This window comes from Streptomyces sp. ISL-94 (assembly GCF_018614075.1).
In the GTDB taxonomy this organism is placed as follows: Bacteria; Actinomycetota; Actinomycetes; order Streptomycetales; family Streptomycetaceae; genus Streptomyces.
In genome coordinates, this window is the sequence record NZ_JAGGOZ010000048.1 from 24,392 (window position 1) to 49,573 (window position 25,182).

The following is a 25,182-nucleotide window of genomic DNA, read 5'->3' on the forward strand; positions in this document are numbered from 1 at the left end:
CGGCAGATGCCCGCGTAGCCTCCGCCCCGCGCGGCCGTTCGGCCCGTCCGCGCAGATCGGTGCAACTGGGCGCCTGCGGCCGCCTCATGGCCGGATGAGGGCGTTCGGCACGGCGTGGCAGCGCGGCGGAGTTGGAGCAATTTGGACCGTAAATGCATGAATTGACGATCAGTCAAGTGTTCGTGCCGGTGATACGATCATCGCGCTTACGAGTGGCGGATGGGCGCAAGACGACATCTCCGGCCATGGGGGACATCCGGGCGCCAACCCGGTACGGATGGTCCGCCCGGTCCGCCCGCATTGACGGAATGCGGCAGCTGGTCGTCAGTCGCCTGAAGAGAGTCTTATGACGTACTACATACAGAACCCAGTGCTCTGGGTCCTCCTTGTCGCCGTCCTTGGCGCAGTCACCGTCATTGTTCGCCAACGCAGAGCGGCGCGGGCATTACAGCGGGAGTTCCAAGGACTCAGGAGCCATTATTCCGAGCTGGAAAACAGCTACGCGAAGTCCGTCGAAGCGGAGAAGGAGCGGGCCCAGGACGCGACGAAAACGGTCCTGAAGTCCGCGATGCGGACGCTTCAGGGCCTTGCCGCCGAACAGCAGTTGATCATTTCCGGTCTGCAGAACAAGTACGGCGAGTCGGTCATTCTCCAGGACCTCCTGGAGATCGACCACACCAATTCGCAGTTCGGGCGGCGCGCCCAGTCCATCGCCGTGCTGTGTGACGGCTGGCTGGGACGGACGCGCGAGGTCGCCTCGGTCTACGACGTGGTCCGCAGCGCGCAGGGCCGGATCCGTCACTTCCGGCGCGTGGAGATCCTTTCGCAGGTCGACTTCGGCATCACCAGCCGAGCCGTCGAACCGGTGGCGCTGGCTCTCGCCGAACTCCTCGACAACGCCACCAGCTATTCCAGCCCGGACACCGTGGTCGAGATCAATATCCGTACCGTTCCCAAGGGAATTTGCATCGTCGTCGACGATGCCGGCGTCGGCATGAACGAAGAGGAAAGGGCCAGAGCCGCAAAGCTCCTGTCGAGTGAGCGGGTCTCCGGCGTTTCGGACCTCGGCAGCCCGCCGCAGTTCGGTTTCGCCGTGACCGGCGTGCTCTGCGAGCGCTTCGGCTTCGAGGCGTCCGTGGATTCCGACTCGCCGTACGGAGGCGTCCGCGCGGTACTCCTCCTGCCGCACGAGCTGCTCACCGGAATGCCGGAGAGGAAGGCCCCGGCGCCGGCCGCACCCGTGGCCTCGGCCGCACCCGTGGCCCCGATGGCCCCCGCGGTCTTCGCCACGGACCCGCGCGGCCCCGAACCCGCGGTGGCCGCGTCCACGACCGTAGACGGTCTGCCGAAGCGCCGCCGCAAGCGGCCGATGGCCATCGTGCCCGGCAACACACCCGCCACGGGCACGCCCATGCCGACCCGCTCCGGCGAGGAAGCCGCGGCGATCATGGGGGCGTTCCAGCGGGGCACGCAGTTCGGACGGGCCACACGCTCGGACGCGGTGGATCAGACGGGCAGCACACGTGACGCACGTGATGCGAGCAGCGAAGGGCATGAGGTCTCGTGAACGACGATCTGTCATGGATGCTTGACAGCGCCTTGGAGATACCCGGGGCGCTGCACGCGGTCCTCATCTCCGCCGACGGTCTGCTGATGGCGCGGACGAAGGACTTCGGCAGGGACAACGCGGACACCGTCGCCGCCGCGATGAGCGGCGTGCAGTCGCTCAGCCGCTCGCTCGGGTTCTTCGTCGAGGGAGGCCACCAGCAGTGGCGGCAGACGCTGGTCGAGTTCGACGGCGGCTGGGTCTTCCTGATCTCCGCCGGGGAGGGCGCCTACCTCGGGGTCTCGGCCTCACCGGACGTCGACATGCAGGACATCACCTTCCGGATGCAGCAGCTCGTCAACCAGCTGGGCAAGGTCCTGATGACGCCGCCGCGTGAGAACCTCGGCGCCCGGTCATGAGGGGCTTCGACGAACCGGGGCCCGAGGCGGCCGATTTAGTCCGCCCGTACGTCATCACCAAGGGGCGCGGCCTGCCCGCCGAGGAGCAGCTGTCCCTGATCACCCTGGTCACCGCGGTGAGCGACCACCAGCAGCGGCCGACCCGGCTTTCCCCGGAGGAGCAGAACCTGCTGGACCTGTGCAGCGTCGGCTATCTCTCCGTCGCCGAGATCGCGGGACACACGCGGCTGCCCATGGGTGTCGTGAAGATCCTCCTCTCCGCCCTCACCGAGGGCGGCTACCTCATCACCCGGCCTCCCGTGCAGCGCGCCCCGCTGGCGGACACACAGATCCTTGAGGAGGTGCTGAATGCACTCCGCACCAAGTTTGGATGAGCGGGCGTACGTCCGCGGCGGGGCGACGAAGACCGCGGTGAAGATCCTCGTCGTCGGCCACTTCGCGGTGGGCAAGACCACCTTCATCGGCGCGATCTCGGAGATCCCCCCGCTGTCCACCGAGGAGACGATGACGCGCGCCGCCGAGTCGTTCGACGACCTCGGGGGAGTCCGCGGCAAGACCACCACCACGGTGGCGATGGACTTCGGCCGCCTGACCATCAGCGACCGCGTCGTGCTGTACCTGTTCGGAACCCCCGGGCAGCAGCGCTTCGTGCAGATGTGGGAGGACATGGCGCGCGGCGCACTCGGAGCGCTGGTGCTGGTCGACCCCGAGCGGCTGGCCGACTCCTTCGCCGTGATCGACCTGATCGAGCAGTACGGCCTCGACTACGCGATCGCCATCAACCGCTTCGACGGCACACCGGACCACGAGGTACGGGCCCTGCGCGAGGCGCTGGACCTGCTCGACGACACCCCGGTCGTCACCTGCGACGCGCGCGACGAGAAGTCGTCCGCCGACGCATTGATCACCCTTGTCCGGCATCTGCTGGACCGCGCTCGCTAGGAACAGACATGGACGCTCAACCCACGGCCCCCGTGCCCCCGCCCGGGTGCCCGGCCCACACCGCCGGTGGCCGGGTGCCCCTGCACGGGCCGGAGTTCGCCGCTGATCCGCAGGCGTACTACTCCTACCTGCGCCACTTCGGCCCGACCGCACCCGTGGAGCTCGCTCCGGGGGTGGAGGCCACGCTCGTCACCGACTACGCGACGGCGCTCCAACTGCTCCAGGACTCCGGCTCCTTCCGCAAGGACGCCCGTCGCTGGCGGGACCTCGCCGAAGGCCGGATCAGCCCGGACAACCCGGTCGTGCCGGTGCTGGCGTACCGGCCGAACTGCATGTTCAGCGACGGCGCCGAACACCTGAGGCTTCGCCAGGCCGTGACGGACAGCATGGCCCGCGTCGATGTGCGCCGGCTGAGCCGGAGCACCCAGCAGGTCTCGGACTACCTCATCTCCCAGTTCGGCTCCCGGGGATCCGCCGACCTGCTCGGCGACTACGCCAAGCAGCTTCCGCTGTTCGTGTTCAACGAACTCTTCGGCTGCTCCGCCGACATCGGCGACCGCGTGGTGTTCGGCATCACCGGCATGTTCGACGGCGTCAACGCCGACAAGGCGGTCGAGGTGCTGTTCGGAGCCGTCCGCGAACTGGTGGTGCTCAAGCGGGCCACACCGGGTGAAGACGTCACCTCGTGGCTGATGCAGCATCAGTCCCGGCTGACCGACGAGGAGATGGTCCACCAGCTGGCTCTCCTGCTGATCGCGGGCAACGAACCGCTGCGCAATCTCATCGGCAACACCCTGCACCGGCTGCTCACCCACGACGAGTACGCCCACAAGGGCGGCCTCATCGACGAGGCCATCGACGACACGCTGTGGGAAAACCCGCCGATGCAGAACCTCGCGCCGCACTATCCGGCGCACGACATGGAGTTCGCGGGGGAGAAGCTGCGGGCGGGTGATCTCCTGCTGGTCGGTTTCGCGGCCGCCAACACCGGGCCGGCGCTGACCGCCGCGCGGCAGTCCGGCAGCAACCGGGCTCACCTGGCGTGGAGCGCGGGCCCGCATGCCTGCCCGTCGAAGGACCCCGCCCGGCAGATCACCGTGACCGCCATCGAGAACCTGCTCAACCGGCTCCCCGATGTCGAACTCGCCGTGCCCGAGGACAGCCTCACCTGGCGCCCCGGCCCCTTCAACCGGGGCCTTGCCACACTGCCCGCCCGGTTCACCCCGGTCGGAACGGCACACCGGGGCGTCCCGCAGGCACGCCCGGAGGCACCCACGTCCCCCGACGAGGCGCAGGCGGACCCCAAGCGCGAACGCGCGGGAAAGTGGAGCCAGTTCCTCAACTGGCTCACCAGGTGATCCACGCAACACCGGCCGACTCCTCCACCACCGCATGAAAGATCATCCTCGGGGGTAGTGAGCAACGCGTTGTTCCGTCCTGCTCACGAGGTAAAGGAGGTGTTCGTGGACCACATATCCGCCGACGCCGCTTTCATGCAACCCCCCACCGAGCTGAACCCCCTCGATACCCGCCCGACCGGGCGGGTATCTTCTTGGGCGCCCAGGCCCGCGGCGGGAGGGTCGGTGACCGCCTTCCCGGCCGAAGTCCCGAAGGCCACCGGTGTGGAGACACTGGGCGGCCATACGGCGAGACAGGTGCTGCGGCTCTGCGAGGCCGCGGGGCTGAACGGGGCCGACTCCGCGGCCTACGCGCGGACGGTGCTCACGGCGCTGGGCCCCGTCGCCGAGCGGTCGCTCGATCTGCCGCCCCCCGACGACTCCTTTCTCTCCGACGACCACACCCCGGTGGAGTTCTCGCTCGCCTTCGTACCGAACGCGGATCCGACCCTGCGCGTGCTGCTGGAACCGGGGTGCGGTGCCGAGAGCCTGGAAGAGAACGGGCGCACCGGTCTGCGGGTCGTCCGCGAGATGGCACAGCGCTGGGGATTCAGCACCAAACGGCTGGACGAGCTGGAGGACCTGTTCTTTCCGCCGGACCCCGAAGGCCCTCTCGCGCTCTGGTGCGCCCTGGAACTGGTCCCCGGCGGAGTCCCCAGGGTGAAGGTGTATCTGAACCCCGCGGCGTCCGGGCAGGAACGTTCCGCCGACACGGTGCGGGAGGCGCTGGACCGGCTCGGCCACCGGCAGGCGTTCACGGCGCTGCCCGAGGGCGACCGCCACCTCTTCTTAGCCTTGGACCTGGGTGACTGGGAAGAGCCCCGGGTCAAGGTCTACCTCGCGCACCACGACCTGTCGGCCACGGAGGCGGCCGGCCTGTCCCGAGTGGGCGGAGGATCCGGACGCTCCGGACAGACGGAGATCAAGAGGTTCTTCACCATGGCGGCCGGCCACGACACCGAAGCCGCCGACCTCGAGGTGGAGGACGGACAGGTCCCGCGCCTCGGCCGCCGGCCCGTCCAGTCCTGCCACGCCTTCACCGAGACGGCGACCGGCCGGCCGAGCGGCTTCACGCTGTACATCCCGGTCCGCGACTACGCCGCGCACGACGGCGAGGCCCTCGACCGAGCGGTGGCCGTACTCGGCCGGTACGGCGTGGAGCCCGCCCCGCTCGCCCGGTCCCTGTCCGCGGTCACCTCGCGGAGGCCGCAGGACGGGGTCGGGCTCATCGCCTACCTGGGACTCGCCCACCAGCAGGGCCGGCCCCCGCGGGTGACCGCCTACATCTCCTCGGAGGCGTACGCGGTGAAGCCCCCGATGGCGGTACCGTCCCCGCGGCGCGACGCTGTCCCCGTCTCGGGCTGATCGGGACAGGCAGGGCCTACGCGTCCTGCAACTCCCGCAACTCGCGCAAGTACGTGCCGACGTCGACCTGGATGGAAGCGCCTTGGGTCCGCCCGTAGCGCTCCTGGATCCCGTCCAGGTAGGCGCCGATCTCCTCGCGCATGACATCCGCGGACGGCAGGGAGACATCGCCGTCGACGATCCGCGCCACCCACCGGGCCTGGGCTTCCACGAGGCGTGTGATCGAGCCCACGGGGCGGATCAGGCCGACGAAGTAGAGCCCGGGCCGGTCGGGTGCGACCACACGCTTGTACAGCTCGACCGCCTGCTGCTGCGGACCCGCCGGGAACCCGTCGGGAAGGAAGGGGAAGGCCATGCGGAACCCGGTGCAGTAGACGATCGCGTCCGCCTCCACCGAGGTTCCGTCGGTGAAGGTGACGCGGCTGCCGTCCAGGGATTCGATCGCGGGCCTGGGCATCACCGCGCCGTGCCGTATCCGGCTGAGGATCTCGTCCGAGATGGTCACGGCCGAGGAGAAGATCGGGTGGTCGGGCTCGGGCAGGCCGTAATCGCCCAGCCTGCCCCGGGCCACGAGCAGCGCCTGCTCGACGAAGCGCCGCCGCTCGGGGAAGGACATGCTGTTGAACCACGGGGCATCGGCGATCAGGTCCACGGACATGCCGAAGAGCTGCTTGGGCACGATGTGCAGCCCCCGGCGGACGGAGAGCACGGTCTGCGCCGCGTGCCGGGAGAGGTCCCCGGCGATGTCCACCCCCGAGGCCCCCATGCCCACGACGACGACGCGCTGCCCGGCGAAGTCGCTGCCGTCGCGGTAGTCCATCGAGTGGAGAATCGTTCCTGCGAAGGAGTCGGCGCCCGGCGGCAACTGCTCCGGCAGCACCGCCTCCGTGTTGTGGCCCGAGGCGACGATCACCTGCCCGAAGCGTCGCTCCGCCGTCTCCCCGCGCGCGTTGCGGCTGATGACCGTCCAGCCGCCGCCGCTGTCCTGCCGTACGGAGACCACTTCGGTACGCAGTTCGATGCGCGGCAGCAGTCCGGCCCACTCGGCGAACGACTGCAGATAGGCGGCGACATCGCTGTGCCCGGGGTAGAGGGGCAGTTCGGACGGCATCGGGAAGTCGGCGTAACCGGTGAGCTGTTTGGCACTGTTCAGATGCAGCGACAGATAGGCCGGGCCCCGCTCGCCGGCCCCGGGCTGACGCCAGATCCCGCCGACGTCAGGCGCCTTCTCCAGGCAGACGAAGTCGATGCCCCTGGCCGAGAGGGCGTGTGCTGTCGCCAGCCCTGACAAGCCCGCACCGATGACGCATACGGTCGCGGCAGTGGAAACGTCGACAGCGCCTGACCCGTCCAAGGATCCCCCTCATGTAGCAGCGGTCCCCTGCGGGAACCCGAAGGCCTCACGATAGCGATCACGTTCGAGGCGGAGGTTCCGAGGCCCGGCTTTGGATGCGCTTGAACAGGGGCGAACACCGTGGCGGGTCACGGTGGTTGAGCAGCCGCCGTCCCTGAGGCCGCGCACCGGGCGGGCCGGGACCGGGCGGGCCGGGACTGGGCGGTGCCGTGGCTGCGCACACCGCCCAGCCCGAGACTGGGGCTGCCTCTGCCGGGTGGGAACTCCTCCTGAGGGCGCTGCTTGTGCGGTAGGGGTCTCGCCTACCAGGACGACTTGGTCACTCCCGGCAGGAACCCGGCGTGCGCCTGCTGCCGGGCCCGCACGCGGGAGAGCCAGCGGCCTGCCCGCCTCCTCGCCGAAGCCGTTGACGACGTTCACCACGCCCGGCGGCAGCAGGTCCGCCACCAGGCTGAGCCAGTAGTGCACCGACGCCGGCGTCTGCTCGGCCGGCTTGAGCACCACCGTGTTCCCGGCCGCCAGCGCCGGCGCCAGCTTCCACACCGCCATCAGGATCGGGAAGTTCCACGGGATGATCTGCCCGATGACACCCAGCGGCTCGTGGAAGTGGTAGGCCACCGTGTCGTCGTCGAGCTGGCTGAGGGCCCCCTCCTGGGCGCGCAGGGCCCCCGCGAAATAGCGGAACTGGTCGATGGCCAACGGCAGGTCGGCCGCCAGGGTCTCCCGTATCGGCTTGCCGTTCTCCCAGGTCTCCGCGACCGCGAGGGCCTCCAGGTTCTGTTCCATCCGGTCCGCGATGCGCAGCAGGACCGCCGACCGCTCCGCCACGGAGGTCCGCCCCCAGGCGGGCGCGGCCGCGTGGGCCGCGTCGAGCGCCCCCTCCACGTCCTGCGCCGTACCGCGCGCGACCTCCGTGAAGGTCTGGCCGTTGACGGGGGAGGGGTTCGCGAAGTACGCGCCGCGGGCGGGCCTGACGTACTCGCCGCCGATGAAGTGGTCGTAGCGGGACGCGTACGACATGAGCGCCCCCTCGGTACCGGGCGCAGCGTAACGGGCCATGGAGTCCTCCCACTTGCCGGGCGCCGGCCGCCGTCGGACAGCGCTCGGGGGAGGCTAGGAGCGGGCAGGTTGCGCAGACGTTGCACGCCCGCGACGGCCGGGCCGCGGCGGTTCCCGTACGTCGGCCCCGCGCGCGCCGAGCTCGCGGTCCAGGGCGTGTACGCGGGCCAGCGCGGCCGGCCTGCCCTCGGGCGGCAGCGCCGCGGCCAGGGCCCGCCACGCCTCCGGATCGTCCGCGCCCCACGGATTGCACACCCAGTCGGTCAACAGCCCCGCGTCCGCACGGGCGATGACGGCGGCCCGTGCCTGGTCCTCGATCCGCCGGCGCAGCCGCACGACGGCGGGCTCGGTCGAGGCGGGCAGCAGCGGGCCGGGGTAGTGGCGGAGGGCGGCGGAGACCGCGCCCGCCGCCAGGTGCCGGGTCAGCGCGGTGAAGTCCGCGTCCAGCGGGCCGGCCGTGCGGTAGGGGCGCGAAAGCGGGGCGGAGGATCCCAGCCGGGCGCGCAGCCGCGAGATTTCGGCGCGCAACGTCACCGGTGACACCGACTCGTCTTCGTACAGGGCGATCGCCAGCTCCTCGCCCGACAGACCTTCCGGATGGTGCGCCAGCAGCACCATGATCTCGCTGTGCCGACGGCCGAGGCGCACCGTCCGCCCGCCTGTGACCAGCAGCGCCTCGTCCTGGCCGAGGGCGGTCAGGGTGTCGCCGACGGCCGGCGGTCCGGGGTCGAGCAGGGCCAGCTGGGCTTCCGCGGCCCGCGCCACCGCCCGTACGAAGGCGAGTGAGTGGGGGTGCGCGAGGCCGTCGCCGCCGGTGATGTCGACCGCGCCCAGCAGCCGGCCGGTCCGGGGGTCCCGCACGGGGGCCGCCGCGCAGGTCCACGGATGGACCCGGCGGCTGAAGTGCTCGGCCCCGAAGACCTGAACGGGTTCGCCGACGGCGACCGCCGTGCCGGGGGCGTTCGTCCCCATCGCCGTCTCCGCCCAGCGCGCGCCCGGGACGAAGCCGACCCCTTCCGCGCGGCGCAGCGTGTCCGGTTCGCCCTCCACCCAGAGCAGGCTGCCGCGCGCGTCGCACACCGCCAGCAGGTGTGCCCCGTGCGCGGTGGACTCCCCGACGAGCTCCCGGAACAGCGGCATCACCCGGGAGAGGGGGTGCTCCTCGCGGTACGGCCGCAGCTGCGCCTCCGCCAGCTCCACCCGGGGCGTGCACTCCGGGCTGACGCGGGCCCGGGCACACCGCCGCCAGGACTTCGCGATGACCGCCCGGACCGGGGCTTCGACCCGCCCGTCCCGTGTGAACGCGGCATGGGCCCGCCGCAGTGCGCGCGTGCGCTCGGCGGGATCGGCCCCGCCCGGCAGCGCCACCGAAGGATCGTCCATGTCACCTCCCGTGGTGCCGCGCTACCCGGAGCGCCCCCATCGTCGTCCCGGCACCGGGCCCCGGCAAGCGGTACGTCGGCCAGTCCGGGCCGAAACGCGGGCAGGGGGTGGCTTCACGGGACGCGGGTCCGCTGCGTCAGCCGGGTCCGGGGCGCCATGTGGACCCCGTTCCCGCAGCCGGGAACGGACAGTCGCGGCGGTGCGTTGAGGGGGTAAGTGGTCGACGGCAGGAGGAGGTGTCCGCGGATGTCCACCAGCGGAAAGATCGCGGTTGCCGGAGTCGTGGCAGCCATCGTGTTGTTCTGGACGGTCGGATTCTGGGCGGGGCTGCTGGTCCTGATCGGTGTGCCGACGGCCGCCTATCTCCTGCTGGACTCCTCCCAGCGGCGTCGTCTGCGGGGCATGTCCAGGAGGAAGCAGATCGGCCGCTGACGACGGCGCGCGGGCCCGAGCCGCCGAGGCGGCACGATCAGGCGGCGCCCGCGCTGCCGAAGCGCGCGGCCGCACACCGGCGGTCCGGGTCGGCGGGGCTGCCGGAATGGCCCGGACTACCGGAACGGCCCGGACTACCGGAACGGCCCGGACTACCGGAACGGCCCGGACTACCGGAACCGCCGGGGCTGCCGGAATTGCTGGCTCCGTTTCGCGCGCCCTCCGGGGCACCGGGGCCGCCGGAACCGGTGAGTCCGGCTCGGGGCTTCCGTGGCGGCCGGATGGTCCGCGAGCCGCCGCAGCCCGGGCAGAGCGCGTCAAGCGCCGTTCGGTGCCGCCGCTCAGTAGTAGTCGCGCATCAGGGCGGTCGCCCACTCCGGCTGGCGCAGGTCGCCGCGCGGTCCGAACTCGGCCATGTACGGCTTGATGTCGAGCACCGGCGTGCCGTCCACCGCGTCGAGGCCCTCGACATGGACGTCCAGCCCGTCCACCTTCACCACCCGGCACCGCGAGAGGCCGAGCCGGTTCGGCCGGTTCTTGCCGCGCTGGGCGAAGATGCCGACCAGCGGCCACCCCGGATTGCCCCGGGGGTGCCGCGCGCCCGTTTCGACCTTCTCCACCGGCACGCGGTCGAAGTGGTAGACCACCTCGACGTGCGAGAAGTCCTCCAGCCCGTACAGCGCCTCCGCGCGGCCGCCCACCACCACGCCCACCGGTTCCGACTCCACCATCACGCCTCCCCTCGTATGCTCCATGCCGGCCTCAGGCCGGCCGTACCGCGACGCGGTCGAGCGCCTCCAGCAGACCCGGCAGGTCCGGCTCGCCCTCCCGGGGGACCGCGAGCACCTCGCCCGGCTCCTCGTCCAGCAGGACGAAGGCCGCCTCCCCGGTACGGGCCACCAGCGACCAGCCCGGTCCGTCCGCCCGCAGTGTCCGGGCCCCCTCGCCCGCGAAGGAGGAACGCACCCGCCCGACTGGCGGGGAGGTCCGCGTGTACGCCTGGGCCTGTTCGAGCGCCCGCGCGAGCCCCGGATGCGCGGCGGCCGCGGCCCCGCCGTCCGTCGCCTCGCGCTCGCGCCAGTCGGCCCACTCCCGCGCGATCTGGTCCGCGCCCATCCGCCGCTGCACCGGACCCCACGCCTCCGCCGAGGGCGGCGCCAGCGGCACCCGCCCCGTACCGTCGGCGCCCTGCTCCGGATCGTGCGGTTCCGGAATCCCCGACGCGGCCACCGACAGCTCCAGCGGCCAGCCGGCCAGCGAGATCACGATCGACCGTTCGTCGGGGGACAGGTCGTACTCCATCCCGCAGTCCCAGGAGGCGATGGCCGTGGCCACCAGCGAGACGTCGTCCACGACGACCGTCCAGCGCGCACCCTCCTCGTCCTGGCCGAGCACCAGCCCGTACCCCTCCCCGCCCGGCTCCACGCCCAGCAGGGAGCAGGCCTCGGGGAAGTCGTCGCCCAGGATGCTCGGAAACTGCGCGGGGCTCAGCAGCACGGCGGTCAGCACGTACAGCGAGCCGCCACCCTCGTCGTCGGACACCTGGCCTCCCGGTAGCTCTCTCGTCGGCGCACCTTAACCAGCGGGTAACCCGTGCGTCGAGAGCCTGCGGCCGACGATTTCCAAGGCCGCTACCTGCACGTAGAGTTGGGAACCCGCCACAGAAAGGGACACCCGGTGCAGCGTTACGACCGGCTGAGGGAGATCCTCCGTCTCGACCCCGACAAGGACTTCCTCGCCATCTACCGGCTCACCGCCACCTATGAGTTCCCCTGGGACTTCACCCGTGCGCTGGAGCTCGCCCTGTTCCGCACGTACGCCGTTCCCGCCATCGGCGGCCTGCTGGCCGAGACCGCCGAGTTCACCGACCGCACCCAGAAGCGCTACGACGACACCGCGCTGCTGCTCGACGCGGTCCTGGAGCACGGCTTCGACAGCGACACCGCCCGCACCGCGATCCGCCGCGTCAACCAGATGCACCGCAGCTACGACATCTCCAACGACGACATGCGCTACGTCCTGTGCACTTTCGTGGTGATTCCGGCGCGCTGGCTGGACGCGTACGGCTGGCGCCCGCTGACCCACCACGAGCGCCGGGCGTGCGCGAACTACTACGCCACCCTCGGCCGACACCTGGGCATCACGGACATTCCCGGCTCCTTCGAGGAGTTCGAAGCCACCTTGAACGCCTACGAGGACGCCCACTTCGGCTGGGACGAGGGAGCCCGGAAGGTCGCCGACTCCACCCTCGACCTGATGGCCTCCTGGTACCCGGCGCCGCTCGCCCCCGCCGTGCGCGGCGCGAGCCTCGCCCTCCTCGACGACCCGCTGCTGACCGCCTTCCGGTACGAGCGCCCGCGCCCCCGCGTCCGGCGGCTGGTCCGGGGCGCCCTGCGGCTGCGCGGCCGCGCCGTGCGGCTGCTGCCTCCGCGCACGGCCCCGCACTACGCTCGCCAGAACCCGGAGATCAAGAGCTACCCCGGCGGCTACGACGTGGGCGAGCTCGGCACGTTCCCGGTACCGGGCTCGGGCGGGTGCCCCGTACCGCACCCCCGCCGACCCGCCGGAGCCGAGGCACAGCCTCCGGCGTGATCCCGGGTACGTCCGCGGGTCCCGGGCGTGGGGCCGACGTACGGGCGTATGTCCCCGGTGACGTCACGGGTGAGGTCGCCGACGGCCTCCGGGGTCGGTTCACGGCCGGCGAACGGCCAGCACGAGGAAGCGGGCGTCCTCGTCGGCGTACGAGGTCATCTCCCAGCCCGAACCGGCCAGCAGCGGGCCGAGGTTGTGCTCGGCCCGCATGTCCTCCGCAGTGAGCTCGCGACCGTGGCGGGCGGCGAGGGCGGCTCGCCCGATCGGGTGAAACAGTGCGAGCCGTCCGCCGGGCCGGACCACCCGCGCGAGCTCGCGCAGGTTCGCGCCCGGGTCGGGCAGGTGGGCGACGAGCCCGGCGGCGAACACCGCGTCCAGAGCCCCGTCGCGCAGCGGCAGCCGCGCCACGTCCGCGAGCAGCAGCGCGCCCTCCGCAGCCCGCCCGGCGCGCTGCGCGGCGGCCAGCATCTGCGGGGTGAGGTCCGCGCCGAGCACCAGCCCGTCGGGTCCCACCGCGGCCCGCAGCGGGGTCAGGGCCCGCCCGGTGCCGCAGCCGGCGTCGAGCACGCGGTCCCCGGGCCGCAGCCCGAACTCGGCCACGGCGGTCGCGAACGCGGGCCCGTCCTCCGGGAACTTGCGGTCCCAGTCGGCGGCGCGCACGCCGAAGAACTCCTGCACGTGCGTGTGGTCTTCGCTCATACGCCCATGATCCCCCACCGGGGCGCGGCGTGCGCCTGCGTTCCGTGCGCAAGGTGGTACGCGGCGTGATCGAAGATGAACGTAGCTCTGTCATATTCCAGCAGTTCCAGCTGCTTTCGAAATGCACCCCGTGTTCGCCCCCTCACCCGGACTAGCGTCCGGTGGCCATGGGACACCTGGACCACGCCGCCTACGGCTGGCTGACACCCGCGCTGTCATACGTGATGGCATCGATCGGCGCCGCCCTCGGGCTGCGCTGCACCGTCCGCGCGCTCGCCGCGACCGGACCCTCCCGCCGCAACTGGCTCCTCACCGCGGCCTCCGCCATCGGCACCGGTATCTGGACCATGCACTTCGTCGCGATGCTCGGCTTCGACGTCACCGGCACCGAGATCCACTACAACGTGCCGCTCACCATCCTCAGCCTGCTCGTCGCCATGCTGGTCGTCGGTGCCGGGGTCTTCGCCGTCGGCTATGGCAAGGACCGCGGGCGGGCGCTCGTCCTGGGCGGCCTCACCACCGGCCTCGGCGTCGCCAGCATGCACTACCTGGGCATGGCGGCCCTGCGCCTGCACGGTGAGGTCTCGTACGACCCGCCCACCGTCGGACTCTCCGTCGCCATCGCCGTGGTCGCGGCCACCGCCGCCCTGTGGGCCGCGCTCAACATCAAGTCGCCGGTGGCCGTCGCCGTCGCCTCGCTCGTCATGGGCGCCGCCGTCAGCAGCATGCACTACACCGGGATGACGGCCGTCGCCGTCAGCGTCAGCCCCGCGGACGCGGCCCTGCCCGGCGCCACCGCCATGCAGTTCATCTTCCCGCTCGCCGTCGGGCTCGGCTCCTACCTGTTCATCACCGCCGCCTTCGTCGCGCTCTCCCCGACGGCGGACGAGCGCGCCGCCTCGGCCTCCGCCCGGTACCTGGGGGAGCAGGCTGCGCCCGTGCGCTGAACACGGCGAGGCGGCGGGAGTGCGCAGAGCCCGTAAGGCCGGCCGTAGCAGGCAACGCCTCCGCCGCACCCCACGCGCCCCTACCACCGCACCTGTTGGCACCGCCCCGGAACGAGGAGCCCATGCGCACACCCCGCAGAACACCGGAAGCAGCGGCGCCGCGGCCGCTCGCGCCTGCGGGCGGCCGCGGCAAGGGAACGGGCCGCCGCGCCCACGCCGGGCCCCCGGCCGAGGAGCCGGCGGAGCACGACCACCTCCAGAACCCCCGGTCCGCCGCCCGGACCGCCCCGCACGACCGTGGCCCCCGGCTGCGACTGCGCCCCGCGACCGTCCGCGCGAAGATCGTCTCGCTGCTGATGGTCCCGGTCGTCTCGCTCCTCGCCCTCTGGGCGTTCGCCACCGTCAGCACCGCCCAGGACATCGCCCGGCTCAGCCGCGTCCAGCGGGTCGACACCGAGATACGCACCCCCGTCGCCGCCGCGATCACCGAGCTCCAGGCCGAACGGCGCGCCGCCGTGCGCCTCCTCGCCGACCCCGCCGCCGACCCGGGCGCCGCCCTGGACCAGCAGACCCGCCGCACCGACGCCGCCGTCCGGCGGCTGCGGCTCGGGGAGCGCAACACCGTCGCCGACTCCGGGGACTACCGCTCCGACATCGTGGTCCGCCTGGGCGCGTTCGTCGCCGACGCCGAGGCGCTCGGCGCGGCCCGCAAGGACATCACCGGCCGCCGCGCCACCCCTGAGGCGGCCTATGAGATCTACACCCGCGTCGTCGACTCGGCCCTGGCCGTCGGAGGTTCCCTGTCCGGCGGCGAGGACGCCGGACTCGGACCCGACTCCCGGGTCCTGCTGGAGTTCGGCCGCGCCGCGGAACTGCTCTCCCGGGAGGACGCGCTGCTCGCCGCACCGGGCCAGCGCACCGCCGAAACGCTCCGGCGGCTGACCGGCACCATCGAATCCCGCCGCGCCCTCACCGCCACCGCGGCCGGCGACCTCCCCACCGCCCAGCAGGCCGCCTGGCAGTCCGTCGCCAAGAGCGCCGCCTACGCCGAACTCACCGCGGCCGAGGACCGGGCGCTGGCCCTCGGTACCGCCAAGGAGGCCCGCGGGGCGCCCACCGGCTGGGAGGCCGCCCACGCCGCCGTCGGCGCCTCGATGCGGGAGATCGAGGAGGCCGCGCACGCCGCGGCCGCCGAACGGGCCGACCCCTTCGCCGAGGGGGCTCTCAGCCCGGCCGGAGCCGCCGTCCTGCTGGGCCTGGCCGCCGTCGCCGCCTCGCTCGTCATCTCCGTCCGCATCGGCCGCGCCCTCGTCGTGGAACTGGTCTCGCTGCGCAACACCGCCCTGGAGATCGCCCACCGGGGGCTCCCGCACGCCATGGAGCGGCTCCGGGCCGGCCAGGACATCGACGTCGCCGCCGAGACCCCGCCCGGGCCGCCGGCAGACGACGAGATCACCCAGGTCGGCGAGGCGCTCGCGACCGTCCACCGCGCGGCCCTCAGCGCGGCCGTCGAGCGGGCGGAACTGGCCAGCGGGGTCTCCGGGGTCTTCGTCAACCTCGCCCGCCGCAGCCAGGTCCTGGTGCACAAGCAGCTCACCCTGCTCGACTCGATGGAGCGGCGCGCCGACGACCCGAACGAACTCGGCGACCTCTTCCGCCTCGACCACCTCACCACCCGGATGCGCCGGCACGCGGAGAGCCTGATCATCCTCTCGGGCGCGGCCCCCGGCCGGGCCTGGCGGATGCCGGTCCCGCTCACGAACGTCGTACGGGCCGCCGTCTCCGAGATCGAGGACTACCCGCGTGTGGAGGTCCGTCAGCTCGCCGAGGCCGCCGTCGTCGGCGGGGCCGTCGCCGACCTCACCCACCTGCTCGCCGAACTCATCGAGAACGCCACCCAGTTCTCCCCGCCGCACACCAAGGTGCGCGTCAGCGGCGAGCCGGTGGGCGCCGGGTACGTCCTGGAGATCGAGGACCGCGGTCTGGGGATGGGCCGCCAATCCCTGGATGACGCCAACCGGCGCATCGAGCAGTCCGAGGCGCTCGACCTCTTCGACAGCGACCGGCTGGGCCTCTTCGTCGTCAGCCGGCTGTCGGCCCGCCACGGTGTGAAGGTGCACCTGCGCACGTCACCGTACGGCGGCACCACCGCCGTGGTACTGATGCCGAACTCGATGCTCCAGGGCGCGATCGCGGCCGCCGGCCGGCCGGCTGCGGGAGAGAGCGCGGGGCCGGCCGGGGAGCCGGAGCCGGAGTCGGCCGGGACCGGACTCCGGGGCGGGGCACGGCACGCGTCCGCGCCCGCGCGAACGGCGGTCGCGGGGCCGGTCGTGGCCGCGGAGGAGCCGGCCGCCATGACCGTCGTACGGCAGGACGCGGGCGGCTCGGCCCCGGCCCGCCGGGAGCCGCGCGGCCTCCCGCTCCCGGAGCGGGCCCCCGCACCGCAGGAGCCCCGCCCGGCCCCGGTGGCCTCGCTGCGGCCGCGTGCTCCCGGCGGCGCGGCCGCCCGTACGCCGGTCCAGACGGCTCCCGCCCCCGTCCCTCCGCCCGCGTCGGTGACGGAACTGCCGCGCCGCGTCCGGCAGGCCAGCCTCGTCCCCCAGCTGAGGGAGGCCCCCGCCCCCAACGCCCCGGCCGGCGCACGCCTGCCCGAGAACCCGCCGGGACGCAGCCCGGAGCAGGCCCGGGACCGGATGGCTGCCTACCGGGCCGGCTGGGTCCGCGGCTCCCAGGAGAACTCCCCTCACACAGGCGGCGAAGGAGAAGAGTGATGATCGAACACCCGAGGATCGACCTCGACGGGGTCCGCAGATCCGGCGAGCTCGACTGGCTGCTGGACGACCTCGTCCACCGGGTCCGCGAAGTCCGGCACGCCGTGGTCCTGTCCAACGACGGGCTGGCGGTCGGCGCCTCCAGCGCGCTGAGCCGGGAGGACGCCGAGCACCTGGCTGCCGTGGCCTCCGGCTTCCACAGCCTCGCCAAGGGCGCGGGCCGGCACTTCCACGCCGGGGGCGTGCGCCAGACGATGGTGGAGATGGACGAGGGCTTCCTCTTCGTCGCGGCCGCCGGGGACGGCTCCTGCCTGGCCGTGCTCAGCACCGCGGGCGCGGACATCGGGCTGATCGCGTACGAGATGGCCCGCCTGGTGAAGCGGGTCGGCGAGCACCTGTACACCCCGCCACGGTTCGCGGCGCGGCCGCCGGCCGCCGGCTGAGGGCGGCGGTCCGGCATATGAACGGCCAGTGGTACGACGCCGACGCGGGCCCGCTCGTCCGTCCGTACGCCATGACCGGCGGGCGTACGAAGCCGGGACCGCACGGGGTCCGCTTCGACCTGATCGCGCTGGTCGTGGTGGATCCGGAGGGCACCGACGCGGCGGCCGAGTCGCTGCTCGGTCCCGAACACCGGGCGCTGCTCGGGCTCTGCCGGTCCGAGACCCAGTCGGTGGCCGAGCTCGCCGCCGACGCGGACCTGCCCGTGGGGGTGGTGCGGGTGCTCCTCGGCGACCTGCTGGAGGGCGGGCACGTGAAGGTCAGCCGGCCGGTGCCGCCCGCGCAGCTGCCGGACGAGCGGATTCTGCGGGAAGTCATCGAGGGATTGCGAGCGCTGTGATGGGACTACACGACAACGGGCCGCTCGGGCCGGCCCCCGACACGGCCGCCGATCCCGGGGACGACGGCGAACTGGCCGCGCTCGCCCTGAAGATCCTGGTCGCGGGCGGCTTCGGGGTCGGCAAGACCACGCTGGTGGGCGCGGTGAGCGAGATCCGGCCGCTGCGGACGGAGGAGCTGCTGAGCGAGGCGGGCGAACTGGTCGACGACACGGGCGGGGTGGCCCAGAAGACGACCACGACGGTGGCCATGGACTTCGGGCGGATCACCATCCGGTCCGGGCTGTCGCTGTACCTCTTCGGCACGCCGGGGCAGGACCGGTTCTGGTTCCTGTGGGACGAGCTGTCGCAGGGGGCGCTGGGCGCGGTGGTCCTCGCCGACACGCGGCGGCTGGAGGACTGCTTCCCGGCCGTGGACTACTTCGAGCACCGGCGCATCCCGTTCCTGGTGGCCGTCAACTGCTTCACGGACGCGCGGCGGTACGGGGCGCACGAGGTCTCGCGGGCGCTGGACCTGGACCAGGGGACGCCGGTGGTGCTGTGCGACGCGCGGGACAAGGACTCGGGGAAGGAAGTGCTGATCAGGCTGGTCGAGTACGCCGGGCGGGTGCACACTGCCCGGCTGCTGGACTCGGTGGAGCCGCAGGCCGATTCGGTGTGAACCCGCCCGGGACGGGAGAAAGCCGGGTGTCGGGATCAGTCCGATACGCCGCCGATCGCTATCACCTTGTCGATCGGGACCCGGACGACGAGTTCGCCGGGGACGCCGTTGCGGCGGCCGAAGGCCTCGGCGTGCTCCTCGCCCATGTAGCGGGCGCCGATCCTGGTAGCCCACGTGACCAGCTCGTCCGGATTCTCGCTGATCTCGGCACGGCCCTGGAGCACGACGTAGGAGAAGGGCGGCCGGTCGTCGTCCACGCACAGCGCGACCCGGCCGTCACGGGCGAGGTTCCGTCCCTTGACGGTGTCCTTGCCGGTGTTGAAGACGAAGGAATCGCCGTCGAGTACGAACCAGACGGGAGCGATGTGCGGGCTTCCGTCCGCGCGGACGGTGGAGAGCTTGCCGGTGCGGGTGGAATGGGACGCGAATGCCCGCCATTCCTCTTGAGTCATCTTCTTCGCCATGGGGACATCCTCCTTGCCGGAAAGGCGCTGGTGGGGAAGGCTTGCGCAACAACTACGCGGGGTGAGGCGCGGCCACGTCGGCCGGGTCGACCGGGAGGGGCTGGGAATGGCACTGGACAAGCAGCTCGACTGGCTGCTGGACGACCTGACACGCAGGGTCCAGCAGGTGCGGCATGCGGTGGTGCTGTCCAACGACGGCCTGGTGACGGGCGCGAGCGCGGGGCTGGCGCGGGAGGACTCGGAGCATCTGGCGGCGGTCGCCGCCGGGCTGCAGAGCCTCGCCAAGGGCTCCGGGCGGCACTTCAGGGCCGGGGAGGTCCGGCAGACGATGGTCGAGTACGACGAAGGGGTCCTCTTCGTCATGGCGGCGGGCGCGGGAAGCTGCCTGTGCGTGCTGAGCGCGTCCGAAGCGGACATCGGCCAGGTCGCGTACGAGATGACACTGCTGGTCAACCGGGTGGGCGAGCACCTGGGGGTCGCGGAGCGTCGCGTCACCGGCGGCTGAGGTCCTGGAGTTATCCACAGGTCTCGCAGGGCGTCGTTGCGCTGAGTTACGGTCTTCACACAGAGTAATCACTGCTCGTGGGGGAGGACTGTCATGACGACCCAGATGACGACACGAACGACGACCCGAACGCCGACCCGAACGCCGACGCGGCCGGGGACCGTACAGCGGGACGGCGTGGCCGCGGAGGCCGATGTCCCCGTGGATGTACTGGTGGGCGGGGCGCAAGCCGCCGAGGAACTGGTGTTGAGCCGGGGCGAGTTCGCCCGGGCCGTCCAACTGGGGATCGTGCGCGCCGGGCCGCCGGCGTCCGGCGGGGCCGCGCGCTACGCACGGGCCGAGCTGGAGCGGGTCAGGTCCGCGGAGGATCGGCCGGGCGCCTTGCGCGACCGGGTCGAGACCGTGGCCGGAGCGCAGGCGGCGGCCGAGGTGGTGGGGGTCGGGCCGAGCCGCTTCACCCGGCTCACGCGCTGCGGCCACATCACCCCGGTGGCCTATCGGATCAACCGGTACCGGGCCGTGGTGTGGCTCTATCTCGCTGCGGAGCTAAGGGAGTTCGCGGCGCGGGAGCCGATGATGCTGCGCGGGATCGCACCCCCGCCGGACCGGGAGCTGATGGCGGCCGGGGAGGATCTGCGCCCGCTCAAGTGGCGCGGGCGGCACGTCGGGCTCCTGCTGAGACGCACCGCCGACCCCTGGGAGCGCGCGGCGGTACTGGCCTCGGTGCTGCCGGAGGAGGAGCTGCGCCGGGCCGTGCCCGACCCGGCGGAGCGGATCGTCCTGGCCGCGCTCGCTCCGCCCCCGCCGTACGGGCACCCGCAGATGCCGGCGGCCGCGGCCGTGGCGCTTCGGCTCCTGAAGGCCGAGCCGCCGGAGGAGGTCCACTGGTACCGCACCAGCCTGGACTTCGCGCTGACCGGGGCGCGCGGTCAGTCGAAGTCGACGGGCGAGAGGGGGCCGACGTAGACCCAGGCACCGTTCTCCCGGGAGAAGCTGCTGTGCTCGTGCAGTGAGCCGGTGTGCCTTCCCTCGCTGTAGTGCGCCCGGAACTCCACCGAGCCCTCCGTCTCGAACATCCCGCCGCGTTCGGTGGCGAGGATCTCCAGCCGCTCCCAGCGCTGGCCGGGATCCAGGTCGAGCCGGGCCGGGCGGGTGGAGGGATGCCAGGAGCGCATCAGGTAGGCCATGTCGCCGACGGCGAAGGCGCTGAAGCGCGAGCGCATCAGCCGCTCGGCGGTGGGCGCCTGCTGCGCGCCGGAATGGAAGCGGCCGCAGCACTCGGCGTAGGCGGCGGGCAGCCCGCAAGGACAGGGGAGGGCCGGGGTGGGCATGGGCGTGCTCAGTTCTCGGGGGAGGGCGTGGCCGGCTGGGCCGGTTGGGACGGCTTGGCGGCGTACGGGCGGAAGAGGCCTTCCTGGACCACGGAGACCAGCAGCCTGCCCTCAAGGTCGTAGATGCGGCCGCGGGCCAGGCCCCGGCCGCCGTGCGCGATGGGGGACTCCTGGTCGTACAGGAACCACTCGTCCGCCCGGAACGGCCGGTGGAACCACATGGCGTGATCGAGGCTCGCCATGTCGAATCCGCGCATCCCCCACAGGGGTTCCACCGGGATGCGCACGGCATCGAGGAGGGTCATGTCACTGGCGTAGGTGAGGGCGCAGGTGTGCACGAGCGGGTCGTCGCCCAGCGGGCCGACCGCCCGCATCCACACCGCGCTGCGGGGATCGGCGCCCTTGAGCTCCTCAGGGGTCCAGCGCAGCCGGTTGACGTACCGGATGTCGAAGGGCTGGCGGCGGGCCATCCGCTCCAGCGCCTCGGGCATGGCGCCCAGGTGCTCGCGGATCTCGTCCGCGACCTTGGGGAGCGTGTCCGGATGAGGAACGTGATGGGAAGGCAGCTGGTGCTCGATGCTGCCCTCCTCCGGATGGTGGAAGGAGGCGGTGAGATTGAAGATCGTCTTGCCCTGTTGGACCGCGGTGACACGGCGCGTGGTGAAGGACCGCCCGTCGCGCACCCGCTCCACCTGGTACACGATCGGCACCCCGGGAATGCCGGGGCGCAGGAAGTACGCGTGCAGGGAGTGGACGGGGCGGTCGCTCTCCGTGGTGCGGCCGGCGGCCACCAGCGCCTGGCCGGCGACCTGGCCGCCGAAGACGCGCTGGAGGGACTCCTGGGGGCTGGCGCCGCGGAAGATGTTGACCTCGATCTGTTCCAGATCGAGCAGATCGACCAGTCTCTCGGCGGGGTTCGTCATCAGAGGTTCTCCACTGTCAGGTCCGGGCGGCGCCCGCGGGATGCGGGCGCCGGCGGGTCCGGCGGAATACGGGATGCGGTCAGAGCGCGCCGAGTTCGCCGACGGAGGTGACCCGGATGACCGCCCGGCCCTCCTCGTCGGAGGCCGCGAGGTCGACCTCGGCGCTGATGCCCCAGCCATGGTCCCCGTTGGGGTCGGCGAAGGTCTGCCGGACGCGCCACAGGCCGTGCGCCGGGTCCTCCTCGATCTGGAGCAGCTTGGGGCCGCGCGCGTCGGGGCCGGTGCCCAGGTCGTCGTACTCGTCCCAGTAGCCGTCCATGGCCTCGCCCCATGCGTCGGCGTCCCAGCCGGACTCGGCGTCCAGGTCGCCCAGCACGTTGACGTGGTCGAGGGCTGCCAGCTCCACCCGGCGGAACATGGCGTTGCGGACCAGGACGCGGAAGGCGCGTGCGTTGGCCGTGACCGGCTTGACCTGGTCGGCCTTCTCCTGGGCCTGCTCCGCCGTCTCCACCTCCGGGTTCGCCAGCTGCTCCCACTCGTCCAGCAGGCTCGAGTCGACCTGGCGGACCAGCTCGCCGAGCCAGGCGATCAGGTCCTGGAGGTCCTCGGACTTGAGGTCGTCGGGGATGGTGTGGTCCAGCGCCTTGAACGCACTGGCCAGGTAGCGCAGCACGATGCCCTCGGTGCGGGCCAGCTCGTAGAAGGAGGTGAACTCGGTGAAGGTCATCGCGCGCTCGTACATGTCACGGATGATCGACTTCGGGGAGACCGGGTGGTCGCGGACCCACGGGTGGCTCTTGGCATAGACGTCATAGGCGTGGAAGAGCAGCTCTTCCAGCGGCTTGGGATAGGTGACGTCCTGGAGCCGCTCCATCCGCTCCTCGTACTCGATCCCGTCGGCCTTCATCTGGCCGACGGCGATGCCCCGTTCCTTGTTCTGCTGGGCGGCCAGGATCTGGCGCGGGTCGTCCAGCGTGGACTCCACGACGGACACCATGTCCAGCGCGTAGGAGGGGGACTCCGGGTCCAGCAGCTCGAAGGAGGCGAGCGCGAAGGTGGACAGAGGCTGGTTGAGCGCGAAGTCCTGCTGGAGGTCGACGGTGAGCCGGATCGTGCGGCCCTCCGCGTCCGGGGTGTCGAGCTTCTCGACCACGCCGCCGTCGAGCAGCGAGCGGTAGATCGCGATGGCGCGGCGGATGTGCCGCAGCTGGGCCTTGCGCGGCTCGTGGTTGTCCTCCAGGAGGCGGCGCATCGCCTGGAAGGCGTCGCCCGGCCGGGCGATGACCGACAGCAGCATGATGTTGGTGACCTTGAAGCGCGAGGTCAGCGCCTCCGGGTCGGCGGCGATGAGCTTCTCGAAGGTGATGTCCGACCAGGCGACGAAGCCCTCGGGAGCCTTCTTGCGCACCACCTTGCGGCGCTTCTTCGGGTCGTCGCCCGCCTTGGCGAGCGCCTTCTCGTTCTCGATGACGTGCTCGGGCGCCTGGGCGACCACATAGCCCGCCGTGTCGAAGCCGGCCCGGCCGGCGCGGCCGGCGATCTGGTGGAACTCGCGGGCGCGCAGGGTGCGGACCCGGTTGCCGTCGTACTTGGTGAGCGCGGTGAACAGCACGGTGCGGATGGGGACGTTGACCCCGACGCCGAGGGTGTCCGTTCCGCAGATGACCTTCAGCAGGCCGGCCTGGGCGAGCTTCTCGACCAGGCGGCGGTACTTGGGCAGCATGCCGGCGTGGTGCACGCCGATGCCGTGCCGGACGTAGCGGGAGAGGTTCTGGCCGAACTTGGTGGTGAAGCGGAAGTTGCCGATCAGATCGGCGATCTTGTCCTTCTCCTCGCGGGTGCACATGTTGATGCTCATGAGCGACTGGGCCCGCTCGACGGCCTGCGCCTGCGTGAAGTGCACGATGTAGACGGGAGCCTGCCGGGTCTCCAGCAGCTCGGTGATCGTGTCGGTGATCGGCGTGGTCACGTACTCGTACGACAGCGGGACGGGACGGGTCGCGGAGCGGACCAACGAGGTGGGCCGGCCGGTGCGCCGGGTCAGGTCCTCCTCGAACCGCTTCATGTCGCCGAGGGTCGCCGACATCAGGATGAACTGCGCCTGCGGCAGCTCCAGCAGCGGGATCTGCCACGCCCAGCCGCGGTCCGGCTCGGCATAGAAGTGGAACTCGTCCATCACGACCTGGCCGATGTCGGCGTGCCTGCCGTCGCGCAGGGCGATGGAGGCCAGGACCTCGGCGGTGCAGCAGATCACCGGCGCGTCCGCGTTCACGGAAGCGTCACCGGTCAGCATGCCGACGTTCTCGGTGCCGAAGAGCTTGCACAGGTCGAAGAACTTCTCCGACACCAGCGCCTTGATCGGGGCGGTGTAGAAGGTGACCTTGTCCTGGGCCAGGGCCGTGAAGTGCGCACCCGCCGCGACCAGGCTCTTGCCGGAGCCGGTCGGGGTGGACAGGATCACGTTCGCCCCGGAGACGACCTCGATCAGTGCCTCCTCCTGAGCCGGGTACAGGGTGATGCCCTGGTCCTCCGCCCACGAGGAGAAAGCCTCGAAGAGGGCATCGGGGTCGGCGTTCGGCGGGAGCTGATCAATGAGGGTCACACCCCCCATCTTGCCTGGCTTCCCCCCGGATCAGGGAACCGGCGGATGGAAGGAAGATCATCGACGGTACGCTGTGCCGTCGACGCGGCCCGAACGAAACCTTCAACGGGGCCTGAGCACCACAGAACCGGGGCGGGCAACGACCATGATGGGTCCGGCGCACTCACTGTCAGGGGCAGCGGCCTGGCTGGGGGTGGGTGCGGCGACTGCGGCCGCCGGACACCCCATGCCGTGGCCGGTCCTCGTCGTCGGCGCGCTGATCTGCGCGGGAGCCGCCCTCGCCCCCGACCTCGACCACAAGTCGGCGACGATCTCGCGCGCCTTCGGACCGCTCTCCCGCGGCCTGTGCGAGGTGGTCGACAAGATCTCCTACGCCGTCTACAAGGCCACCCGCTCGCCGAGGGACGCCCGCCGCACCGGGGGCCACCGCACGCTGACGCACACCTGGCTGTGGGCCGTCCTGATCGGCGGCGGCGCCTCCGTGCTCGCCGTGACCGCCGACCGCTGGGGCGTGCTCGCGCTGCTCTTCGTCCACCTGGTCCTGGCCGTGGAAGGCCTGCTGTGGCGGGCTGCCCGGATGTCCAGCGACGTCCTGGTCTGGCTGCTCGGAGCGACCAGCGCGTGGATCCTGGCCGGGGTGCTGGACCAGCCCGGCAACGGCGCGGGCTGGCTGTTCGGCGAGCCCGGGCAGGAGTACCTCTGGCTGGGCCTGCCGATCGTGCTCGGCGCGCTCGTCCACGACATCGGCGACGCCCTGACCGTCTCCGGCTGCCCGGTCCTGTGGCCCCTCCCGATCGCCGGCAAGCGCTGGTACCCGATCGGCCCGCCGAAGCTGATGCGCTTCCGCGCCGGCAGCTGGGTGGAGCTGAAGGTCCTCATGCCGGTGTTCGTCCTGCTGGGCGGCTTTGGCGGCGCCTCCGCCCTCGGCTTCGTCTAGTGCTGTGGCCGGAA

Annotated in this window: 25 protein-coding genes and 2 pseudogenes; 16 read left to right on the plus strand and 11 right to left on the minus strand. The window is 72.0% G+C overall.

Going from position 1 to position 25,182, the window contains the following annotated elements:
• The first annotated feature begins 346 nt into the window (after nucleotides 1–346).
• The 6 genes from J7E94_RS17255 to J7E94_RS17280 all read left to right on the plus strand — a co-directional run bounded on the left by J7E94_RS17255 (nucleotide 347) and on the right by J7E94_RS17280 (nucleotide 5,669).
• Nucleotides 347–1,567, plus strand: coding sequence for an ATP-binding protein (locus J7E94_RS17255; protein ID WP_215016343.1), 1,221 nt, complete (start codon nucleotides 347–349; stop codon nucleotides 1,565–1,567).
• Nucleotides 1,564–1,965, plus strand: a complete 402-nt coding sequence (locus J7E94_RS17260; protein WP_215016344.1) for a roadblock/LC7 domain-containing protein — start codon at nucleotides 1,564–1,566, stop codon at nucleotides 1,963–1,965. The genes J7E94_RS17255 and J7E94_RS17260 overlap by 4 nt, the downstream gene beginning before the upstream one ends.
• Nucleotides 1,962–2,339 carry a DUF742 domain-containing protein gene (locus J7E94_RS17265; RefSeq protein ID WP_215016345.1) on the plus strand — a complete coding sequence of 126 codons (378 nt, stop codon included), beginning with the start codon at nucleotides 1,962–1,964 and terminating at the stop codon, nucleotides 2,337–2,339. Before J7E94_RS17260 ends, J7E94_RS17265 begins: the two co-directional genes overlap by 4 nt.
• Nucleotides 2,314–2,907 (plus strand): ATP/GTP-binding protein, encoded by a 594-nt coding sequence (locus tag J7E94_RS17270; protein WP_215016346.1) that lies wholly within the window; start codon nucleotides 2,314–2,316, stop codon nucleotides 2,905–2,907. Before J7E94_RS17265 ends, J7E94_RS17270 begins: the two co-directional genes overlap by 26 nt.
• Nucleotides 2,908–2,915: 8 nt before the next feature.
• Nucleotides 2,916–4,265, plus strand: coding sequence for a cytochrome P450 (locus J7E94_RS17275; RefSeq protein WP_215016347.1), 1,350 nt, complete (start codon nucleotides 2,916–2,918; stop codon nucleotides 4,263–4,265).
• 225 nt (nucleotides 4,266–4,490) lie between these two features.
• Nucleotides 4,491–5,669 carry a tryptophan dimethylallyltransferase family protein gene (locus tag J7E94_RS17280; protein WP_308345195.1) on the plus strand — a complete coding sequence of 393 codons (1,179 nt, stop codon included), beginning with the start codon at nucleotides 4,491–4,493 and terminating at the stop codon, nucleotides 5,667–5,669.
• 16 nt (nucleotides 5,670–5,685) lie between these two features.
• Here the strand turns inward: J7E94_RS17280 and J7E94_RS17285 are convergent, their stop codons facing one another.
• From J7E94_RS17285 to J7E94_RS17300, 4 genes and pseudogenes are all read right to left on the minus strand, one after another.
• Nucleotides 5,686–7,023 (minus strand): FAD-dependent oxidoreductase, encoded by a 1,338-nt coding sequence (locus tag J7E94_RS17285; RefSeq protein WP_215016348.1) that lies wholly within the window; start codon nucleotides 7,021–7,023, stop codon nucleotides 5,686–5,688.
• A gap of 302 nt (nucleotides 7,024–7,325) precedes the next feature.
• Nucleotides 7,326–7,397 (minus strand): annotated as a pseudogene (locus J7E94_RS17290) (30S ribosomal protein S14); the annotation flags it as partial.
• Nucleotides 7,396–8,082, minus strand: a pseudogene (locus tag J7E94_RS17295) (aldehyde dehydrogenase family protein); the annotation flags it as partial. The pseudogenes J7E94_RS17295 and J7E94_RS17290, both read right to left, overlap by 2 nt.
• Nucleotides 8,083–8,136: 54 nt before the next feature.
• Complete coding sequence (locus tag J7E94_RS17300) at nucleotides 8,137–9,465, minus strand: GAF domain-containing protein (RefSeq protein WP_215016349.1); 1,329 nt, start codon at nucleotides 9,463–9,465, stop codon at nucleotides 8,137–8,139.
• 246 nt (nucleotides 9,466–9,711) lie between these two features.
• Here J7E94_RS17300 and J7E94_RS17305 point away from each other — a divergent pair, with 246 nt between their 5' ends.
• Nucleotides 9,712–9,897: a hypothetical protein gene (locus J7E94_RS17305; RefSeq protein ID WP_215016350.1), complete on the plus strand. Its 186-nt coding sequence runs from the start codon at nucleotides 9,712–9,714 to the stop codon at nucleotides 9,895–9,897.
• Nucleotides 9,898–10,238: 341 nt separating this feature from the next.
• Here the strand turns inward: J7E94_RS17305 and J7E94_RS17310 are convergent, their stop codons facing one another.
• Together J7E94_RS17310 and J7E94_RS17315 are read right to left on the minus strand one after the other, a co-directional pair.
• Nucleotides 10,239–10,628 carry an SAM-dependent methyltransferase gene (locus J7E94_RS17310; protein WP_215016352.1) on the minus strand — a complete coding sequence of 130 codons (390 nt, stop codon included), beginning with the start codon at nucleotides 10,626–10,628 and terminating at the stop codon, nucleotides 10,239–10,241.
• Between the two features lie 31 nt (nucleotides 10,629–10,659).
• A complete protein-coding gene (locus J7E94_RS17315; RefSeq protein ID WP_215016354.1) occupies nucleotides 10,660–11,439 on the minus strand; it encodes a hypothetical protein in 780 nt (259 codons plus the stop codon).
• 135 nt (nucleotides 11,440–11,574) lie between these two features.
• On the opposite strand from J7E94_RS17315, the gene J7E94_RS17320 reads away from it, so the two are divergent.
• The gene (locus J7E94_RS17320) at nucleotides 11,575–12,489 is read left to right on the plus strand and encodes an oxygenase MpaB family protein (RefSeq protein WP_215016355.1); all 915 of its coding nucleotides are present in this window, start codon (nucleotides 11,575–11,577) and stop codon (nucleotides 12,487–12,489) included.
• A 99-nt stretch (nucleotides 12,490–12,588) separates the two neighbouring features.
• Here the strand turns inward: J7E94_RS17320 and J7E94_RS17325 are convergent, their stop codons facing one another.
• Nucleotides 12,589–13,188: a class I SAM-dependent methyltransferase gene (locus tag J7E94_RS17325; protein WP_215016356.1), complete on the minus strand. Its 600-nt coding sequence runs from the start codon at nucleotides 13,186–13,188 to the stop codon at nucleotides 12,589–12,591.
• A gap of 167 nt (nucleotides 13,189–13,355) precedes the next feature.
• Between J7E94_RS17325 and J7E94_RS17330 the strand changes: the two genes are divergently transcribed.
• The 5 genes from J7E94_RS17330 (at nucleotide 13,356) to J7E94_RS17350 (ending at nucleotide 18,406) form a co-directional block, all read left to right on the plus strand.
• On the plus strand, nucleotides 13,356–14,135 hold the full coding sequence (locus J7E94_RS17330) for an MHYT domain-containing protein (RefSeq protein ID WP_215016357.1): 780 nt from the start codon (nucleotides 13,356–13,358) through the stop codon (nucleotides 14,133–14,135).
• A gap of 122 nt (nucleotides 14,136–14,257) precedes the next feature.
• Nucleotides 14,258–16,906: an ATP-binding protein gene (locus J7E94_RS17335; RefSeq protein ID WP_215016358.1), complete on the plus strand. Its 2,649-nt coding sequence runs from the start codon at nucleotides 14,258–14,260 to the stop codon at nucleotides 16,904–16,906.
• Nucleotides 16,906–17,349 carry a roadblock/LC7 domain-containing protein gene (locus J7E94_RS17340; RefSeq protein WP_215016359.1) on the plus strand — a complete coding sequence of 148 codons (444 nt, stop codon included), beginning with the start codon at nucleotides 16,906–16,908 and terminating at the stop codon, nucleotides 17,347–17,349. Before J7E94_RS17335 ends, J7E94_RS17340 begins: the two co-directional genes overlap by 1 nt.
• 17 nt (nucleotides 17,350–17,366) lie before the next feature.
• The gene (locus J7E94_RS17345) at nucleotides 17,367–17,747 is read left to right on the plus strand and encodes a DUF742 domain-containing protein (protein ID WP_069919003.1); all 381 of its coding nucleotides are present in this window, start codon (nucleotides 17,367–17,369) and stop codon (nucleotides 17,745–17,747) included.
• Nucleotides 17,747–18,406, plus strand: a complete 660-nt coding sequence (locus J7E94_RS17350) for an ATP/GTP-binding protein (RefSeq protein WP_251056799.1) — start codon at nucleotides 17,747–17,749, stop codon at nucleotides 18,404–18,406. The genes J7E94_RS17345 and J7E94_RS17350 overlap by 1 nt, the downstream gene beginning before the upstream one ends.
• Nucleotides 18,407–18,441: 35 nt before the next feature.
• Here J7E94_RS17350 and J7E94_RS17355 read toward each other — a convergent pair whose 3' ends face one another.
• Nucleotides 18,442–18,870: a PPOX class F420-dependent oxidoreductase gene (locus tag J7E94_RS17355; protein ID WP_215016361.1), complete on the minus strand. Its 429-nt coding sequence runs from the start codon at nucleotides 18,868–18,870 to the stop codon at nucleotides 18,442–18,444.
• A gap of 106 nt (nucleotides 18,871–18,976) precedes the next feature.
• On the opposite strand from J7E94_RS17355, the gene J7E94_RS17360 reads away from it, so the two are divergent.
• Together J7E94_RS17360 and J7E94_RS17365 are read left to right on the plus strand one after the other, a co-directional pair.
• Nucleotides 18,977–19,375 (plus strand): roadblock/LC7 domain-containing protein, encoded by a 399-nt coding sequence (locus tag J7E94_RS17360; RefSeq protein ID WP_215016362.1) that lies wholly within the window; start codon nucleotides 18,977–18,979, stop codon nucleotides 19,373–19,375.
• 93 nt (nucleotides 19,376–19,468) lie between these two features.
• Nucleotides 19,469–20,341: a DUF6397 family protein gene (locus J7E94_RS17365; protein WP_215016363.1), complete on the plus strand. Its 873-nt coding sequence runs from the start codon at nucleotides 19,469–19,471 to the stop codon at nucleotides 20,339–20,341.
• On the opposite strand, the gene J7E94_RS17370 is transcribed toward J7E94_RS17365, so the two are convergent.
• The 3 genes from J7E94_RS17370 to J7E94_RS17380 all read right to left on the minus strand — a co-directional run bounded on the left by J7E94_RS17370 (nucleotide 20,305) and on the right by J7E94_RS17380 (nucleotide 24,231).
• Complete coding sequence (locus J7E94_RS17370) at nucleotides 20,305–20,706, minus strand: YchJ family protein (RefSeq protein WP_215016364.1); 402 nt, start codon at nucleotides 20,704–20,706, stop codon at nucleotides 20,305–20,307. The two genes, J7E94_RS17365 and J7E94_RS17370, sit on opposite strands and share 37 nt — an antisense overlap.
• Before the next feature lie 8 nt (nucleotides 20,707–20,714).
• Nucleotides 20,715–21,629 carry an acyl-CoA thioesterase II gene (locus tag J7E94_RS17375; RefSeq protein ID WP_215016365.1) on the minus strand — a complete coding sequence of 305 codons (915 nt, stop codon included), beginning with the start codon at nucleotides 21,627–21,629 and terminating at the stop codon, nucleotides 20,715–20,717.
• A gap of 79 nt (nucleotides 21,630–21,708) precedes the next feature.
• The gene (locus tag J7E94_RS17380; protein WP_215016366.1) at nucleotides 21,709–24,231 is read right to left on the minus strand and encodes an RNA helicase; all 2,523 of its coding nucleotides are present in this window, start codon (nucleotides 24,229–24,231) and stop codon (nucleotides 21,709–21,711) included.
• Nucleotides 24,232–24,376: 145 nt separating this feature from the next.
• Here J7E94_RS17380 and J7E94_RS17385 point away from each other — a divergent pair, with 145 nt between their 5' ends.
• Entirely contained in the window at nucleotides 24,377–25,168 is a 792-nt protein-coding gene (locus tag J7E94_RS17385; protein ID WP_215016367.1) for a metal-dependent hydrolase, read from the plus strand.
• Nucleotides 25,169–25,182 lie beyond the last annotated feature (14 nt).